The 17,524-nt window shown below is 51.8% G+C and carries 14 protein-coding genes; 10 read left to right on the top strand and 4 right to left on the bottom strand.

Translation table 11 applies throughout. The features are described from left to right. The 9 genes from tuf to rpoC all read left to right on the top strand — a co-directional run. A partial coding sequence (gene tuf, locus OGV57_RS02025) for an elongation factor Tu (RefSeq protein ID WP_127674166.1) occupies window positions 1-1,011 on the top strand: 1,011 nt, incomplete at its 5' end. 230 nt (window positions 1,012-1,241) lie between these two features. After that, window positions 1,242-1,625, top strand: coding sequence for a preprotein translocase subunit SecE (secE, locus tag OGV57_RS02020; protein ID WP_003033128.1), 384 nt, complete (start codon window positions 1,242-1,244; stop codon window positions 1,623-1,625). Between the two features lies 1 nt (window position 1,626). Further along, the gene (gene nusG, locus OGV57_RS02015; RefSeq protein WP_003033125.1) at window positions 1,627-2,172 is read left to right on the top strand and encodes a transcription termination/antitermination protein NusG; all 546 of its coding nucleotides are present in this window, start codon (window positions 1,627-1,629) and stop codon (window positions 2,170-2,172) included. A gap of 154 nt (window positions 2,173-2,326) precedes the next feature. Continuing rightward, entirely contained in the window at window positions 2,327-2,755 is a 429-nt protein-coding gene (gene rplK / locus OGV57_RS02010) for a 50S ribosomal protein L11 (RefSeq protein ID WP_003033122.1), read from the top strand. A gap of 3 nt (window positions 2,756-2,758) precedes the next feature. Then, entirely contained in the window at window positions 2,759-3,466 is a 708-nt protein-coding gene (rplA, locus tag OGV57_RS02005; RefSeq protein ID WP_003033119.1) for a 50S ribosomal protein L1, read from the top strand. Window positions 3,467-3,880: 414 nt separating this feature from the next. Continuing rightward, complete coding sequence (gene rplJ / locus OGV57_RS02000) at window positions 3,881-4,378, top strand: 50S ribosomal protein L10 (RefSeq protein WP_001207203.1); 498 nt, start codon at window positions 3,881-3,883, stop codon at window positions 4,376-4,378. 66 nt (window positions 4,379-4,444) lie between these two features. After that, window positions 4,445-4,810, top strand: a complete 366-nt coding sequence (rplL, locus tag OGV57_RS01995) for a 50S ribosomal protein L7/L12 (protein WP_003033114.1) — start codon at window positions 4,445-4,447, stop codon at window positions 4,808-4,810. A gap of 320 nt (window positions 4,811-5,130) precedes the next feature. Next, window positions 5,131-9,159: a DNA-directed RNA polymerase subunit beta gene (gene rpoB, locus OGV57_RS01990; RefSeq protein ID WP_003033111.1), complete on the top strand. Its 4,029-nt coding sequence runs from the start codon at window positions 5,131-5,133 to the stop codon at window positions 9,157-9,159. A gap of 76 nt (window positions 9,160-9,235) precedes the next feature. Beyond that, entirely contained in the window at window positions 9,236-13,459 is a 4,224-nt protein-coding gene (gene rpoC, locus OGV57_RS01985; protein WP_003033107.1) for a DNA-directed RNA polymerase subunit beta', read from the top strand. A gap of 111 nt (window positions 13,460-13,570) precedes the next feature. On the opposite strand, the gene OGV57_RS01980 is transcribed toward rpoC, so the two are convergent. Together OGV57_RS01980 and OGV57_RS01975 are read right to left on the bottom strand one after the other, a co-directional pair. Next, on the bottom strand, window positions 13,571-13,888 hold the full coding sequence (locus OGV57_RS01980) for a PTS lactose/cellobiose transporter subunit IIA (protein ID WP_003033104.1): 318 nt from the start codon (window positions 13,886-13,888) through the stop codon (window positions 13,571-13,573). 4 nt (window positions 13,889-13,892) lie between these two features. Beyond that, window positions 13,893-14,198, bottom strand: a complete 306-nt coding sequence (locus tag OGV57_RS01975) for a PTS sugar transporter subunit IIB (protein ID WP_003033102.1) — start codon at window positions 14,196-14,198, stop codon at window positions 13,893-13,895. A gap of 1,092 nt (window positions 14,199-15,290) precedes the next feature. On the opposite strand from OGV57_RS01975, the gene cspG reads away from it, so the two are divergent. Further along, a complete protein-coding gene (gene cspG / locus OGV57_RS01970) occupies window positions 15,291-15,503 on the top strand; it encodes a cold shock protein CspG (protein WP_003033098.1) in 213 nt (70 codons plus the stop codon). A 119-nt stretch (window positions 15,504-15,622) separates the two neighbouring features. Here cspG and thiH read toward each other — a convergent pair whose 3' ends face one another. Then, window positions 15,623-16,756 carry a 2-iminoacetate synthase ThiH gene (thiH, locus tag OGV57_RS01965; RefSeq protein WP_054527942.1) on the bottom strand — a complete coding sequence of 378 codons (1,134 nt, stop codon included), beginning with the start codon at window positions 16,754-16,756 and terminating at the stop codon, window positions 15,623-15,625. Continuing rightward, complete coding sequence (gene thiG / locus OGV57_RS01960) at window positions 16,753-17,523, bottom strand: thiazole synthase (protein ID WP_032937281.1); 771 nt, start codon at window positions 17,521-17,523, stop codon at window positions 16,753-16,755. The genes thiH and thiG overlap by 4 nt, the downstream gene beginning before the upstream one ends. Window position 17,524 lies beyond the last annotated feature (1 nt).

Here is a 17,524-nt window from a genome sequence, read left to right as displayed (position 1 = left end):
CGTGGTATCACCATCAACACTTCTCACGTTGAATATGACACCCCGACTCGCCACTACGCACACGTAGACTGCCCGGGCCACGCCGACTATGTTAAAAACATGATCACCGGTGCTGCGCAGATGGACGGCGCGATCCTGGTTGTTGCTGCGACTGACGGCCCGATGCCGCAGACTCGTGAGCACATCCTGCTGGGTCGTCAGGTAGGCGTTCCGTACATCATCGTGTTCCTGAACAAATGCGACATGGTTGATGACGAAGAGCTGCTGGAACTGGTAGAAATGGAAGTTCGTGAACTTCTGTCTCAGTACGATTTCCCGGGCGACGACACTCCGATCGTTCGTGGTTCTGCTCTGAAAGCGCTGGAAGGCGAAGCAGAGTGGGAAGCGAAAATCATCGAACTGGCTGGCTTCCTGGATTCTTACATCCCAGAACCAGAGCGTGCGATTGACAAGCCGTTCCTGCTGCCTATCGAAGACGTATTCTCCATCTCCGGTCGTGGTACCGTTGTTACCGGTCGTGTAGAGCGCGGTATCATCAAAGTTGGTGAAGAAGTTGAAATCGTTGGTATCAAAGAGACTGCTAAGTCTACCTGTACTGGCGTTGAAATGTTCCGCAAACTGCTGGACGAAGGCCGTGCTGGTGAGAACGTTGGTGTTCTGCTGCGTGGTATCAAACGTGAAGAAATCGAACGTGGTCAGGTACTGGCTAAGCCGGGCTCTATCAAGCCGCACACCAAGTTCGAATCTGAAGTGTACATTCTGTCCAAAGACGAAGGCGGCCGTCATACTCCGTTCTTCAAAGGCTACCGTCCGCAGTTCTACTTCCGTACTACTGACGTGACTGGTACCATCGAACTGCCGGAAGGCGTAGAGATGGTAATGCCGGGCGACAACATCAAAATGGTTGTTACCCTGATCCACCCAATCGCGATGGACGACGGTCTGCGTTTCGCAATCCGTGAAGGCGGCCGTACTGTTGGTGCGGGCGTTGTTGCCAAAGTAATGAGCTAATTGCCGAATAACATTTGACGCAATGCGCAATAAAAGGGCATCATTTGATGCCCTTTTTGCACGCTTTCACACCAGAACCTGGCTCATCAGTGATTTTTTTTGTCATAATCATTGCTGAGACAGGCTCTGAAGAGGGCGTTTAGTCCGAAACGCACCAGAGCATTTCGGTTTGGATCGCCTCGCTTACGCGGGGTGAAAATGTTTGTAGAATACTTCTGACAGGTTGGTTTATGAGTGCGAATACCGAAGCTCAAGGAAGCGGGCGCGGCCTGGAAGCGATGAAGTGGGTTGTTGTCGCTGTATTGCTGCTTGTAGCTATCGTTGGCAACTACCTCTATCGTGACATGATGCTGCCGCTGCGTGCGCTGGCCGTAGTGATTCTGATTGCCGCAGCGGGTGGTGTCGCGCTGTTGACAACAAAAGGTAAAGCGACCGTTGCTTTTGCCCGTGAAGCGAGAACCGAAGTCCGTAAGGTCATTTGGCCAACTCGCCAGGAAACATTGCACACCACATTAATTGTGGCTGCGGTTACCGCAGTAATGTCACTGATCCTGTGGGGACTGGATGGTATTCTGGTTCGCCTGGTATCCTTTATCACTGGCCTGAGGTTCTAAGATGTCTGAAGCCCCTAAAAAGCGCTGGTACGTCGTTCAGGCGTTTTCCGGTTTTGAAGGCCGCGTAGCCACGTCGCTGCGCGAATATATCAAGTTACAAAATATGGAAGAGCTGTTTGGCGAAGTCATGGTGCCGACCGAAGAAGTGGTCGAAATCCGTGGTGGCCAGCGTCGCAAGAGCGAACGTAAATTCTTCCCGGGCTATGTACTGGTCCAGATGGTGATGAATGACGCAAGCTGGCACCTGGTGCGTAGCGTGCCGCGTGTGATGGGCTTTATCGGCGGTACATCTGACCGTCCGGCGCCGATCAGCGACAAAGAAGTTGATGCGATCATGAACCGTCTGCAGCAGGTTGGCGATAAACCGCGTCCGAAAACGATGTTTGAGCCAGGTGAAATGGTTCGCGTTAGTGACGGCCCGTTTGCTGACTTTAACGGCGTGGTTGAAGAAGTGGACTACGAGAAGTCCCGCCTGAAAGTCTCTGTTTCTATCTTTGGTCGTGCGACCCCGGTAGAACTGGACTTTGCCCAGGTAGAAAAAGCCTAAACAGCGATCAAAAAAGCGGCGATTTAATCGTTGCACAAGGCGCGAGATTGGAATACAATTTCGCGCCTTTTGTTTTTATGGACCCTGTCCGTAAAACGAATTTAATCACGGGGAGCCTCCTTGAGGCGCTATAACCCAACTAGAGGAATTTAGAATGGCTAAGAAAGTCCAGGCCTATGTCAAGCTGCAAGTTGCAGCTGGTATGGCTAACCCGAGTCCGCCGGTAGGTCCAGCACTGGGTCAACAAGGCGTGAACATCATGGAATTCTGCAAAGCGTTCAACGCAAAAACTGATTCCATGGAAAAAGGTCTGCCGATCCCGGTTGTTATCACCGTTTACGCTGACCGTTCTTTCACTTTCGTTACCAAAACGCCTCCGGCAGCAGTTCTGCTGAAGAAAGCGGCTGGTATCAAGTCTGGTTCCGGTAAACCGAACAAAGACAAAGTGGGTAAAATTTCCCGCGCTCAGCTGCAGGAAATCGCGCAGACCAAAGCTGCCGACATGACTGGTTCCGACATTGAAGCGATGACTCGCTCCATTGAAGGTACTGCACGTTCCATGGGCCTGGTAGTGGAGGACTAAGAAATGGCTAAACTGACCAAGCGTATGCGCGTGATCCGTGACAAAGTTGATGCAACTAAACAGTACGACATCAACGAAGCTATTGCTCTGCTGAAAGAGCTGGCCACTGCTAAATTCGTAGAAAGCGTAGACGTTGCCGTTAACCTCGGTATCGATGCTCGTAAATCTGACCAGAACGTACGTGGTGCAACTGTACTGCCGCACGGTACTGGCCGTTCCGTTCGCGTAGCCGTATTTGCCCAGGGCGCAAACGCTGAAGCTGCTAAAGCTGCAGGCGCTGAGCTGGTAGGTATGGAAGATCTGGCTGACCAGATCAAGAAAGGCGAAATGAACTTTGACGTTGTTATTGCTTCCCCGGATGCAATGCGCGTTGTTGGCCAGCTGGGTCAGGTTCTGGGTCCGCGCGGCCTGATGCCAAACCCGAAAGTTGGTACTGTAACCCCTAACGTTGCTGAAGCGGTTAAGAACGCTAAAGCAGGTCAGGTTCGTTACCGTAACGACAAAAACGGCATCATTCACACTACCATCGGTAAAGTGGATTTTGACGCTGACAAACTGAAAGAAAACCTGGAATCTCTGCTGGTTGCGCTGAAAAAAGCGAAACCGACTCAGGCTAAAGGCGTGTACATCAAGAAAGTTAGCATCTCCACCACCATGGGTGCTGGTGTTGCCGTTGATCAGTCCGGTCTGACTGCGACTGTGGCGAACTAATATTCGCCTTTACGTGGGCGGTGATTTTGTCTACAATCTTACCCCCACGTTTCTGCTAATTGCAGACGTATATCCGAGATATTCAGGCTGTGGCAAGGCGACAACTGAGTGAATCGCCAGGAGCATAGTTAACTATGTGACTGGTGTGAACGAAGGCAGTCAACGCCGGCACAGATTGAATAGCGACAGATAGACAAGATTTGTTCGTTGGAGCCTGGCCTATCCAGGCCTCCGTCGAAGACCGCAGGTGTTTCGTAAGAAACTTAATGCCCTGCGTAGACGGTGACAGAACGCTAAGATTATTTCTGATACTCTGGCTTGTTTCTGCTCACCGTATTTAGACGCTCTCTCCGTTGGGGAGAGTGAAGTGAGTTCCGGAACATGAGTTCCGGCAAACATCCAGGAGCAAAGCTAATGGCTTTAAATCTTCAAGACAAACAAGCGATTGTTGCTGAAGTCAGCGAAGTAGCCAAAGGCGCGCTGTCTGCAGTAGTTGCGGATTCCCGTGGCGTAACTGTAGATAAAATGACTGAACTGCGTAAAGCAGGTCGTGAAGCTGGCGTATACATGCGTGTTGTTCGTAACACCCTGCTGCGCCGCGTCGTTGAAGGTACTCAGTTCGAGTGCCTGAAAGACACGTTTGTTGGTCCGACCCTGATTGCATACTCTATGGAACACCCGGGCGCTGCTGCTCGTCTGTTCAAAGAGTTCGCGAAAGCGAATGCAAAATTTGAGGTCAAAGCCGCAGCCTTTGAAGGTGAATTGATCCCGGCATCGCAAATCGATCGCCTGGCAACTCTGCCGACCTACGAAGAAGCAATTGCACGCCTGATGGCAACCATGAAAGAAGCTTCGGCTGGCAAACTGGTTCGTACTCTGGCTGCTGTACGCGATGCGAAAGAAGCTGCTTAATCGCAGTTATTTTTCTCAAGCATCTGCTTACGTATAAACTTATTCTGATTTTCAGGAACAATTTAAATGTCTATCACTAAAGATCAAATCATTGAAGCAGTATCCGCTATGTCCGTAATGGACGTTGTAGAACTGATCTCTGCAATGGAAGAAAAATTCGGTGTTTCCGCTGCTGCTGCTGTAGCTGTAGCTGCTGGCCCGGCTGAAGCTGCTGAAGAAAAAACTGAATTCGACGTAATTCTGAAAGCTGCTGGCGCTAACAAAGTTGCTGTTATCAAAGCAGTACGTGGCGCAACTGGCCTGGGTCTGAAAGAAGCTAAAGACCTGGTAGAATCTGCTCCGGCTGCCCTGAAAGAAGGCATCAGCAAAGACGACGCAGAAGCACTGAAAAAATCTCTGGAAGAAGCTGGCGCTGAAGTTGAAGTTAAATAAGCCAACTTTTCTGGTTGCAGCCTAAGAAATTAGGCTGATGGCTGGTGACTTTTTAGTCACCAGCCTTTTTGCGCTGTAAGGCGCCAGTAGCATTTCACACTGTTTGACTACTGCTGTGCCTTTCAATGCTTGTTTCTATCGACGTCTTAATATACTGCGACAGAGCATCAGTTCTGTGTAAATCGCAATGAAATGGTTTAAGCGTGATAGCAACAGGCATTGCGGAAAGTATTCGATTTTCCGGTCAACAAAATAGTGTTGCACAAACTGTCCCTTCGTCGGACAGATGGGTCGACTTGTCAGCGAGCTGAGGAACCCTAATGGTTTACTCCTATACCGAGAAAAAACGTATTCGTAAGGATTTTGGTAAACGTCCACAAGTGTTGGACATACCTTATCTCCTTTCTATCCAGCTTGACTCGTTTCAGAAGTTCATCGAGCAAGATCCTGAAGGGCAGTATGGTCTGGAAGCAGCTTTCCGTTCCGTTTTCCCGATTCAGAGCTACAGCGGTAATTCCGAGCTGCAATACGTCAGCTACCGCCTTGGCGAACCGGTGTTTGACGTTCAGGAATGTCAGATCCGTGGCGTGACCTATTCCGCACCGCTGCGCGTAAAACTGCGTCTGGTGATCTACGAGCGCGAAGCGCCGGAAGGCACCGTAAAAGACATTAAAGAACAAGAAGTCTACATGGGCGAAATTCCGCTCATGACTGACAACGGTACCTTTGTAATCAATGGTACTGAGCGTGTTATCGTTTCTCAGCTGCACCGTAGTCCTGGCGTCTTCTTTGACTCCGACAAAGGTAAAACCCACTCTTCGGGTAAAGTGCTGTATAACGCGCGCATCATCCCTTACCGTGGTTCCTGGCTGGACTTCGAATTCGATCCGAAGGACAACCTGTTCGTACGTATTGACCGTCGCCGTAAACTGCCTGCGACCATTATTCTGCGTGCACTGAACTACACCACTGAGCAGATCCTTGACCTGTTCTTTGAAAAAGTTGTTTTCGAAATTCGTGACAACAAGCTGCAGATGGAACTGGTGCCGGAACGCCTGCGTGGTGAAACCGCCTCCTTTGACATTGAAGCTAACGGTAAAGTCTACGTCGAAAAAGGCCGTCGCATCACTGCGCGCCACATTCGCCAACTGGAAAAAGACGATATCAAACATATCGAAGTTCCGGTTGAATACATTGCTGGTAAAGTTGCGGCTAAAGACTACGTTGACGAATCTACTGGCGAGCTGATCTGCGCAGCTAACATGGAGCTGAGCCTGGATCTGCTGGCTAAGCTGAGCCAGTCTGGTCACAAGCGTATCGAAACGCTGTTCACTAACGATCTGGACCACGGTCCGTACATTTCTGAAACTGTACGCGTCGACCCAACCAACGATCGTCTGAGCGCACTGGTAGAAATCTACCGCATGATGCGTCCTGGTGAGCCGCCGACTCGTGAAGCTGCTGAAAGCCTGTTCGAGAACCTGTTCTTCTCCGAAGACCGCTATGACCTGTCTGCGGTCGGTCGTATGAAGTTCAACCGTTCTCTGCTGCGCGACGAAATCGAAGGTTCCGGTATCCTGAGCAAAGACGACATCATCGAAGTGATGAAGAAGCTCATCGATATCCGTAACGGTAAAGGCGAAGTCGATGATATCGACCACCTCGGCAACCGTCGTATCCGTTCCGTAGGCGAAATGGCGGAAAACCAGTTCCGCGTTGGCCTGGTACGTGTTGAGCGTGCGGTGAAAGAGCGTCTGTCTCTGGGCGATCTGGATACCCTGATGCCTCAGGATATGATCAACGCCAAGCCGATTTCTGCAGCAGTGAAAGAGTTCTTTGGTTCCAGCCAGCTGTCTCAGTTTATGGACCAGAACAACCCGCTGTCTGAGATTACGCACAAACGTCGTATCTCTGCACTCGGCCCAGGCGGTCTGACCCGTGAACGCGCAGGCTTCGAAGTTCGAGACGTACACCCGACTCACTACGGTCGCGTATGTCCAATCGAAACGCCTGAAGGTCCGAACATCGGTCTGATCAACTCCCTGTCCGTGTATGCACAGACTAACGAATACGGCTTCCTCGAGACTCCGTACCGTAAAGTGACCGACGGTGTTGTAACTGACGAAATTCATTACCTGTCTGCTATCGAAGAAGGCAACTACGTTATCGCTCAGGCGAACTCCAACCTGGATGACGAAGGCCACTTTGTAGAAGATCTGGTTACCTGCCGTAGCAAAGGCGAATCCAGCTTGTTCAGCCGTGATCAGGTTGACTACATGGACGTATCCACCCAGCAGGTGGTATCCGTCGGTGCGTCCCTGATCCCGTTCCTGGAACACGATGACGCCAACCGTGCATTGATGGGTGCGAACATGCAACGTCAGGCGGTTCCGACTCTGCGCGCTGATAAGCCGCTGGTTGGTACCGGTATGGAACGTGCTGTTGCCGTTGACTCCGGTGTTACTGCAGTTGCTAAACGTGGCGGTACTGTTCAGTACGTGGATGCTTCCCGTATCGTTATCAAAGTTAACGAAGACGAGATGTACCCGGGCGAAGCAGGTATCGACATTTATAACCTGACCAAATACACCCGTTCTAACCAGAACACCTGTATCAACCAGATGCCTTGCGTATCTCTGGGCGAGCCGGTTGAACGTGGTGATGTGCTGGCAGACGGTCCGTCCACCGACCTCGGTGAACTGGCGCTGGGCCAGAACATGCGCGTGGCATTCATGCCATGGAATGGTTACAACTTCGAAGACTCCATTCTCGTATCCGAGCGTGTTGTCCAGGAAGACCGTTTCACCACCATCCATATTCAGGAACTGGCATGTGTGTCCCGTGACACCAAGCTGGGGCCAGAAGAGATCACCGCTGACATCCCGAACGTGGGTGAAGCTGCGCTCTCCAAACTGGATGAATCCGGTATCGTTTATATCGGTGCGGAAGTGACCGGTGGCGATATTCTGGTTGGTAAGGTAACGCCGAAAGGTGAAACCCAACTGACGCCAGAAGAGAAGCTGCTGCGTGCGATCTTCGGTGAGAAAGCGTCTGACGTTAAAGACTCTTCTCTGCGCGTGCCAAACGGTGTTTCCGGTACGATTATCGACGTTCAGGTCTTTACTCGCGATGGCGTAGAAAAAGACAAACGTGCGCTGGAAATCGAAGAGATGCAGCTGAAGCAGGCGAAAAAAGACCTGTCTGAAGAACTGCAGATCCTCGAAGCTGGCCTGTTCAGCCGTATCTACGCTGTGCTGGTTTCTGGTGGTGTTGAAGCTGAGAAGCTCGACAAACTGCCGCGTGACCGCTGGTTAGAACTCGGCCTGACCGACGAAGAAAAACAGAATCAGCTGGAACAACTGGCTGAGCAGTACGACGAACTGAAACACGAATTCGAGAAAAAACTCGAAGCGAAGCGCCGTAAAATCACTCAGGGCGATGATCTGGCACCGGGCGTGCTGAAGATTGTTAAGGTTTATCTGGCGGTTAAACGTCGGATCCAGCCTGGTGATAAGATGGCAGGTCGTCACGGTAACAAGGGTGTAATCTCTAAGATCAACCCGATCGAAGATATGCCACACGATGCTAACGGTACGCCGGTAGATATCGTACTGAACCCGCTGGGCGTACCATCGCGTATGAACATCGGTCAGATCCTTGAAACCCACCTGGGTATGGCTGCAAAAGGTATCGGCGATAAGATCAACGCCATGCTGAAACAGCAACAGGAAGTCGCGAAACTGCGCGAATTCATCCAGCGTGCTTACGATCTGGGTTCAGATGTTCGTCAGAAAGTTGACCTGAATACCTTCAGTGATGAAGAAGTTCTGCGTCTGGCTGAAAACCTGAAAAAAGGTATGCCGATCGCAACGCCGGTATTCGACGGTGCGAAAGAGTCTGAAATCAAGGAACTGTTACAGCTGGGTGGCCTGCCGACTTCCGGTCAGATCACACTGTTCGACGGTCGTACCGGTGAGCAGTTCGAGCGCCAGGTTACCGTTGGCTACATGTACATGCTGAAACTGAACCACCTGGTTGATGACAAGATGCATGCGCGTTCTACCGGTTCTTACAGCCTGGTTACTCAGCAGCCGCTGGGTGGTAAGGCGCAGTTCGGTGGTCAGCGCTTCGGGGAGATGGAAGTGTGGGCGCTGGAAGCATATGGCGCAGCATACACCCTGCAGGAAATGCTCACCGTTAAGTCTGATGACGTGAACGGTCGTACTAAGATGTATAAAAACATCGTGGACGGCAACCATCAGATGGAACCAGGCATGCCGGAATCCTTCAACGTACTGTTGAAAGAGATTCGTTCGCTGGGTATCAACATCGAGCTGGAAGACGAGTAACTCTCGATCAAACAGGTCACTGGTGCTGGCGTAACAGCCAGCGCCAGATTGTGCTAACTCCGACGGGAGCAAATCCGTGAAAGATTTATTAAAGTTTCTGAAAGCGCAGACTAAAACCGAAGAGTTTGATGCGATCAAAATTGCTCTGGCCTCGCCAGACATGATCCGTTCATGGTCTTTCGGTGAAGTTAAGAAGCCGGAAACCATCAACTACCGTACGTTCAAACCTGAACGTGACGGCCTTTTCTGCGCCCGTATCTTTGGGCCGGTAAAAGACTACGAGTGCCTGTGCGGTAAGTACAAGCGCCTGAAACACCGTGGTGTGATCTGTGAGAAGTGCGGCGTTGAAGTGACCCAGACTAAAGTACGCCGTGAGCGTATGGGCCACATCGAGCTGGCGTCTCCGACTGCTCACATCTGGTTCCTGAAATCTCTGCCGTCCCGTATCGGTCTGCTGCTTGATATGCCGCTGCGCGATATCGAACGCGTACTGTACTTCGAATCTTATGTGGTTATCGAAGGCGGTATGACTAACCTGGAACGTCAACAGATCCTGACTGAAGAGCAGTATCTGGACGCGCTGGAAGAGTTCGGTGACGAATTCGACGCGAAGATGGGTGCGGAAGCAATCCAGGCCCTGCTGAAGAGCATGGATCTGGAGCAAGAGTGTGAAACTCTGCGCGAAGAGCTGAACGAAACCAACTCCGAAACCAAGCGTAAGAAGCTAACCAAGCGTATCAAACTGCTGGAAGCCTTCGTACAGTCTGGCAACAAGCCAGAGTGGATGATCCTGACCGTTCTGCCGGTTCTGCCGCCAGATCTGCGTCCGCTGGTTCCGCTGGATGGTGGTCGTTTCGCAACGTCGGATCTGAACGATCTGTATCGTCGCGTTATCAACCGTAACAACCGTCTGAAGCGTCTGCTGGATCTGGCTGCGCCGGACATCATCGTACGCAACGAAAAACGTATGCTGCAGGAAGCGGTTGACGCCCTGCTGGATAACGGTCGTCGCGGTCGTGCGATCACCGGTTCTAACAAACGTCCTCTGAAATCTTTGGCCGACATGATCAAAGGTAAGCAGGGTCGTTTCCGTCAGAACCTGCTCGGTAAGCGTGTTGACTACTCCGGTCGTTCTGTAATCACCGTAGGTCCATACCTGCGTCTGCATCAGTGCGGCCTGCCGAAGAAAATGGCACTGGAACTGTTCAAACCGTTCATCTACGGCAAGCTGGAACTGCGTGGCCTGGCCACCACCATCAAAGCCGCTAAGAAAATGGTTGAGCGTGAAGAAGCTGTCGTTTGGGATATCCTGGACGAAGTTATCCGCGAACACCCGGTACTGCTGAACCGTGCACCAACACTGCACCGTCTGGGTATCCAGGCATTTGAACCTGTACTGATCGAAGGTAAAGCTATCCAGCTTCACCCGCTGGTTTGTGCGGCATATAACGCCGACTTCGATGGTGACCAGATGGCTGTTCACGTACCGCTGACGCTGGAAGCCCAGCTCGAAGCGCGTGCGCTGATGATGTCTACCAACAACATCCTGTCTCCGGCGAACGGCGAACCTATCATCGTTCCGTCTCAGGACGTTGTATTGGGTCTGTACTACATGACCCGTGACTGTGTTAACGCCAAAGGCGAAGGCATGGTGCTGACTGGCCCGAAAGAAGCTGAGCGTATCTATCGCGCAGGTCTGGCCTCTCTGCATGCGCGCGTTAAAGTGCGTATCACTGAATACGAAAAAGATGAAAACGGCGAATTCGTTGCGCACACCAGTCTGAAAGACACGACCGTTGGTCGCGCCATTCTGTGGATGATCGTACCGAAAGGTCTGCCTTTCTCCATCGTCAACCAGGCGCTGGGCAAGAAAGCTATCTCCAAAATGCTGAACACCTGTTACCGCATTCTGGGCCTGAAGCCGACTGTTATCTTCGCTGACCAGACAATGTACACCGGCTTTGCTTATGCAGCGCGTTCAGGTGCATCTGTTGGTATTGATGACATGGTCATCCCGGAGAAGAAACACGAGATCATCTCTGAAGCGGAAGCTGAAGTTGCTGAGATCCAGGAGCAGTTCCAGTCTGGTCTGGTAACCGCGGGCGAACGCTATAACAAAGTTATCGATATCTGGGCTGCGGCGAACGATCGTGTATCCAAAGCGATGATGGATAACCTGCAAACCGAAACCGTTATTAACCGTGACGGCGTAGAAGAGCAGCAGGTTTCCTTCAACAGCATCTACATGATGGCCGACTCCGGTGCGCGTGGTTCTGCAGCACAGATTCGTCAGCTGGCCGGTATGCGTGGTCTGATGGCGAAGCCAGATGGCTCCATCATCGAAACGCCAATCACCGCGAACTTCCGTGAAGGTCTGAACGTACTCCAGTACTTCATCTCTACTCACGGTGCGCGTAAAGGTCTGGCGGATACCGCACTGAAAACAGCGAACTCCGGTTATCTGACTCGTCGTCTGGTCGACGTTGCGCAGGACCTGGTTGTTACTGAAGACGATTGCGGCACTCTGGAAGGCATCACCATGACCCCGGTTATCGAGGGTGGTGATGTTAAAGAGCCGCTGCGCGATCGCGTTCTGGGTCGTGTAACTGCTGAAGACGTTCTGAAGCCGGGTACGGCGGATATTCTGGTTCCACGCAACACGCTGCTGCACGAACAGTGGTGTGACCTGCTGGAAGAGAACTCCGTTGACTCCGTCAAAGTCCGTTCTGTTGTATCTTGTGACACCGACTTTGGTGTATGTGCGCACTGCTACGGTCGTGACCTGGCGCGTGGCCACATCATCAACAAAGGTGAAGCAATCGGCGTTATCGCGGCACAGTCCATCGGTGAACCGGGTACACAGCTGACGATGCGTACGTTCCACATCGGTGGTGCGGCATCTCGTGCGGCTGCTGAATCCAGCATCCAGGTGAAAAACAAAGGTAGCATCCGTCTGAGCAACGCGAAGTCGGTTGTGAACTCCAGCGGTAAACTGGTTATCACCTCACGTAACACCGAACTGAAACTGATCGACGAATTCGGCCGTACCAAAGAAAGCTATAAAGTGCCTTACGGCTCCGTTATGGCGAAAGGTGATGGCGAACAGGTTGCTGGCGGCGAAACCGTAGCAAACTGGGATCCGCACACCATGCCGGTTATCACCGAAGTGAGTGGTTTTGTCCGCTTCACTGACATGATCGACGGCCAGACCATTACTCGTCAGACCGACGAGCTGACCGGTCTGTCTTCTCTGGTGGTTCTGGATTCTGCAGAGCGTACTGCGGGTGGTAAAGACCTGCGTCCGGCACTGAAAATTGTTGATGCTCAGGGCAACGACGTTCTGATCCCAGGCACCGATATGCCTGCTCAGTACTTCCTGCCGGGTAAAGCGATTGTTCAGCTGGAAGATGGCGTTCAGATCAGTTCTGGTGACACCCTGGCCCGTGTTCCTCAGGAATCCGGCGGTACCAAGGACATCACCGGTGGTCTGCCACGCGTTGCGGATCTGTTCGAAGCACGTCGTCCGAAAGAGCCGGCAATCCTGGCTGAAATCAGCGGTATCATTTCCTTCGGTAAAGAAACCAAAGGTAAACGTCGTCTGGTTATCACCCCGGTAGACGGTAGCGAGCCGTACGAAGAGATGATTCCGAAATGGCGTCAGCTCAACGTGTTCGAAGGTGAACGTGTAGAACGTGGTGACGTGGTTTCCGACGGTCCGGAAGCGCCGCACGACATCCTGCGTCTGCGTGGTGTGCATGCTGTAACTCGTTACATTGTTAACGAAGTTCAGGACGTATACCGTCTGCAGGGTGTTAAGATTAACGATAAACACATCGAAGTTATCGTTCGTCAGATGCTGCGTAAAGCCACCATCGAAAGCGCTGGTAGCTCCGACTTCCTGGAAGGCGAGCAGGTTGAATACTCCCGCGTCAAGATCGCTAACCGCGAGCTGGAAGCGAACGGCAAAGTGGGTGCAACGTTCTCCCGCGATCTGCTGGGTATCACCAAAGCGTCTCTGGCAACCGAGTCCTTCATCTCTGCAGCATCGTTCCAGGAAACCACGCGTGTCCTGACCGAAGCCGCTGTTGCAGGTAAACGTGATGAACTGCGCGGTCTGAAAGAGAACGTAATCGTGGGTCGTCTGATCCCGGCAGGTACCGGTTACGCGTACCACCAGGATCGTATGCGCCGTCGCGCAGCGGGCGAACTGCCAGCTGCACCGCAGGTGACTGCTGAAGATGCGTCTGCCAGCCTGGCAGAACTGCTGAACGCAGGCCTGGGCGGTTCTGACAACGATTAATCGTTGCCGACCATAATAAAAAACCCGCTTCGGCGGGTTTTTTTATGTCCAGGTTTATTTCTGATGACGCTTATCAGGTCTACGAGGCTACGAAGCCATCCGGCAGTGTCATTAATTTACCGGCGGTAACCGCCGATAAAGCTCAATCATATCTCCCGCCAAATCCTGAATCACCATCGCGTTCATCAGGTGATCCTGCGAATGGACGGTGATGAGATTAACCGGTAGCTTGCCGGTTCCTTCGTCAATCCCGATCAGCTGGGTCTGGATTTTATGCGCTTGTTTAACGTACTCGCGTGATTCCGTCATCGCTTGTTCTGCACCGGAGAAATCACCTTTACGCGCCAGTTGCAATGCCGTCAGGGCCTGGCTGCGTGCAGCGCCAGCGTTTACCAATAACTCCATGATGATCGTTTCTAACTCTTCCATACCATCACTCCAGTAGTTTCAGCGCCTTGTCCAGTACCGCATCGCCTTTCATCATGCCGTAATCCATCATGTCGATAACGGCGACCTTTTTGCCTAGTGGGTCGGCGATCGCCTGTAGCTTGGCCTGTTCATACTTAACCTGTGGACCGAGCAAAACGATATCCGCTGTAGCGATATTCTCTTCAAACTCGGCCACCGGGACGGCTTTGATAGTAACGTCGACGCCTTTTTTCTGGGCGGCATCTTTCATCCTTTGCACCAGCATGCTGGTGGACATTCCGGCGGCACAGCATAAAACGATGTTTTTCATAAGTAGTCTCGATCAACATGTGTGAGTTGATAATTATCGCGAGCCAGCTATAGCAACAACTGCTTTGCAACGATTGTGTGCAAGGCATCACAAAGAAAACCGCTTTTTCTGAAACCGGTTACAAAAAGAGGCCAAACCCTGCGATCTGGACCGGGACCAGCGGCTTTTTGACTCGCTTATCACATGCTGGAATATATAATTACTGTCAATAAAGACATGTTATAAAAAACAGTATTGACAGCGTTTTTTAAACCCGTATGTTAATACTTAACAGCGGAGAAATTGTAGTTTGCTGTTAACGTAGTAAGTGTTAGTAGAGCTTGATTGGGGTTTGCGATAAAGGCCACGAAGTATTTTTGTATGGGATAGTCGATGCTGAAAACGCTATTTTTTCACCTCGACAATGCTTTCAGGCCACGTAGTTGATATATCTAATCGCAAAAAATCAGTAAAACGCGACGATGTAACGCCATGATTTAATAGTAATTGTTCGTGATTTCTGCTTTTTTGGTTATCACGAGGGAAATAAGGCAACGCATCAAAGAGTATATGTCGCGAGGGGAAGTGTACTTGTTTAGGTCACCAGCCTTGAGTTCTATTATCAAGCGGGTGGAATGTGTTTAACGGTAAATAGAGGAAAGCTTTAGTTAGTATCAATATCCAATATTATCTGTAGTAAACGTGTACATTTTAAAGTAGTACCATCAGCAGTATTAAATCGTTAAGTTTATTAATGTTAAATTTGAAGTGTGTAGTAACGTAAAGCCCTGACTGCAATAGTCGGGGCTTTTGTTCATTGTAGATCAAGCTGTTATCCAGGATGCTTAGCCGCGTTGGTTCAACATTGCATCACTCAGTGGGTATTAAAAAAATTAATGCTTGCTTAATGATTAGAAGTAGGTCTACTATAGCGGCATCGGTTTGGAACACAGACCTTATGCAAGCAGTTTTAGTAAAGCAGTTCTCAGTTCAAGCGTTATCCTCAGATACTCTTCTTCATGAGCCTCCTCCCTAAGTGCCCCATAAGTTAATTTCTGCAAAACAGGCCATCTTCGCTGCATAAGCGGCTCAAAAACATGAAAGGAAGTATCTATGTCTAACAAAATGACTGGTTTAGTAAAATGGTTTAACTCTGATAAAGGCTTCGGCTTTATCACTCCTCAGGACGGTAGCAAGGATGTGTTTGTGCATTTTTCCGCTATCCAGAGTAACGATTTTAAAACGTTAGACGAAGGTCAAAAGGTGGAGTTCTCCGTGGAGAATGGCGCTAAAGGCCCGTCTGCTGTTAACGTTGTCGCGCTGTAAACGCCGATAATTTCACGAAGGCTTACGATAGCGATGAAGGCCAGAGCCCGAGCAGTTAAGCACCAGTGAAGAAAAAACCCGCGAAAGCGGGTTTTTTTGTTTATGCGATAGCGTTGGGCTTAGGGCATCTGTGCCGCGCGTCCCAGATAGCTGTCCCAGTCTTTCCACACGGGCTGTAATCCCTGCGCCATCAGTGCTTCAGCAACGGCTTCCGGGCGACGATCGTCGTGCGGGGAGAACTGTTCCAGTTCGGGGTGGTTATCGGCATAACCACCGGGCTGGGTTTTTGAGAAGGCGCTGACGTTGTTGATTGCCAACGGGATCACATGGTCACGAAACCATGGCGATTCGCGGGTGGAGAGCGACAGCTCAATTTCTGGTGCGAGTAAACGAAACGCGCAAATGGTCTGGACCAGCTGTCGCTCATCCATGATCGATGCAGGCTCAACGCCTCCGGTGCATGGGCGCAGGCGAGGGAAGGAGATAGAGTAGCGGCTCTGCCAGTAATGCTGCTGCATCCACAGCAGATGTTCAGCTACCATATAGCAGTCAACCCGCCAGCTGTCGGACAAACCAATCAACGCGCCAAGACCGATTTTGTCGATCCCTGCGCGGCCCAGCCGGTCCGGCGTTTCCAGTCGCCAGAAGAAATCCTGCTTTTTCCCCTTCAGATGGTGGCGGGCGTAAATCGCCTCATGATAGCTCTCCTGATACACCATCACGCCATCCAGTCCCAGCGTCTTCAGCTCCGCATATTCAGCCTCTGACAGCGGCTGTACTTCCATCTGTAAAGAGGCAAACTGTCGGCGAATGACAGGCAAATGGCGACGAAAGTAATCCATCCCCACTTTGGCCTGATGTTCACCGGTGACCAGTAGCAGATGCTCAAAGCCCAGCTCACGGATAGCCGCACACTCACGTTGTATCTCATCTTCGTCCAGCGTTTTGCGTTTGATACGGTTGCTCATCGAAAAACCGCAGTAGGTGCAGTCGTTGGCACAAAGGTTGGAGAGATACAACGGCACGTAAAAGCTCACCGTGTTGCCAAAACGCTGACGGGTGAGCTTTTGCGCCCGTTGCGCAAGCGGCTCCAGATAATCGGCGGCGGCAGGAGAGAGCAATGCCATCAGATCGTCGCGACTAAGATGCGAAGCGTTGAGGGCGCGCTCCACGTCAGCGGCGGTTTTACCGTTGATGCGCAGGCGGATGTCGTCCCAGTCCAGCTGTCGCCAGCGGTCGCTGAAGGTATTCATGCCAGTGCCTCCAGAAATCCCGTCAACGGGCTGGTGGCCTGCGCGAGCGAGCTTTTGCTGCCGGGGACGGCCTGGCGCGCCAGAAGGCCCGCTTCAACCGCCAGACGGAAAGCGGTGGCCATCATCACCGGATCGTCCGCCACGGCAATCGCCGTGTTGACCAACACCGCGTCAGCGCCCATTTCCAGCGCCTGCGTCGCATGGCTGGGCACGCCGATCCCGGCGTCGACCACCACTGGCACAGTGGCCTGTTGGATAATAATCTCCAGCATCGCTTTGGTTTCCAGCCCCTGGTTAGAGCCGATAGGTGCGCCGAGCGGCATCACCGCCGCGCAGCCCACGTCTTCCAGCCGCTTGCACAGTACCGGGTCCGCACCGCAGTAGGGCAGCACCACAAAGCCCTGTTTCACCAGCGCTTCGGCAGCTTTTAGTGTTTCAATCGGATCCGGCAATAGCCAGCGGGCATCTGGGTGGATTTCTAATTTCAGCCAGTTTGTGCCCAACGCTTCACGCGCCAGTTGGGCGGCGAAAATCGCCTCTTCAGCGGTTTTCGCTCCGGAGGTGTTAGGCAGCAGCGTCACGCCCGCGTCGATAAGCGGGGCCAGAATGGCATCGTTATGCTGGCGCAAATCCACGCGCTTCATGGCCAGCGTGACCAGCTGGCTGCCGGAGGCGCGAATCGCCTCGACCATCAGCTGCGATGAGGCAAATTTTCCGGTACCGGTGAACAGATGTGAACCAAACGTTTTGTCGGCAATACGTAACATA

This window comes from Citrobacter sp. Cf087 (genome assembly GCF_030334285.1).
Lineage (GTDB): Bacteria > Pseudomonadota > Gammaproteobacteria > Enterobacterales > Enterobacteriaceae > Citrobacter > Citrobacter freundii.
The sequence above is the reverse complement of the archived record's forward strand: the minus strand, read 5'-3'. Positions and strand labels throughout refer to the sequence as shown.

Bases quoted from the DNA above. Each gene is read 5' to 3' on its own strand.
- rplL (WP_003033114.1), top strand. From the start codon at position 4,445: ATGTCTATCACTAAAGATCAAATCATTGAAGCAGTATCCGCTATGTCC.
- rplK (WP_003033122.1), top strand. From the start codon at position 2,327: ATGGCTAAGAAAGTCCAGGCCTATGTCAAGCTGCAAGTTGCAGCTGGT.
- cspG (WP_003033098.1), top strand. From the start codon at position 15,291: ATGTCTAACAAAATGACTGGTTTAGTAAAATGGTTTAACTCTGATAAA.
- OGV57_RS01980 (WP_003033104.1), bottom strand. From the start codon at position 13,888: ATGGAAGAGTTAGAAACGATCATCATGGAGTTATTGGTAAACGCTGGC.
- rpoB (WP_003033111.1), top strand. From the start codon at position 5,131: ATGGTTTACTCCTATACCGAGAAAAAACGTATTCGTAAGGATTTTGGT.
- OGV57_RS01975 (WP_003033102.1), bottom strand. From the start codon at position 14,198: ATGAAAAACATCGTTTTATGCTGTGCCGCCGGAATGTCCACCAGCATG.
- nusG (WP_003033125.1), top strand. From the start codon at position 1,627: ATGTCTGAAGCCCCTAAAAAGCGCTGGTACGTCGTTCAGGCGTTTTCC.
- rplA (WP_003033119.1), top strand. From the start codon at position 2,759: ATGGCTAAACTGACCAAGCGTATGCGCGTGATCCGTGACAAAGTTGAT.
- thiH (WP_054527942.1), bottom strand. From the start codon at position 16,756: ATGAATACCTTCAGCGACCGCTGGCGACAGCTGGACTGGGACGACATC.
- secE (WP_003033128.1), top strand. From the start codon at position 1,242: ATGAGTGCGAATACCGAAGCTCAAGGAAGCGGGCGCGGCCTGGAAGCG.
- rplJ (WP_001207203.1), top strand. From the start codon at position 3,881: ATGGCTTTAAATCTTCAAGACAAACAAGCGATTGTTGCTGAAGTCAGC.
- thiG (WP_032937281.1), bottom strand. From the start codon at position 17,523: ATGTTACGTATTGCCGACAAAACGTTTGGTTCACATCTGTTCACCGGT.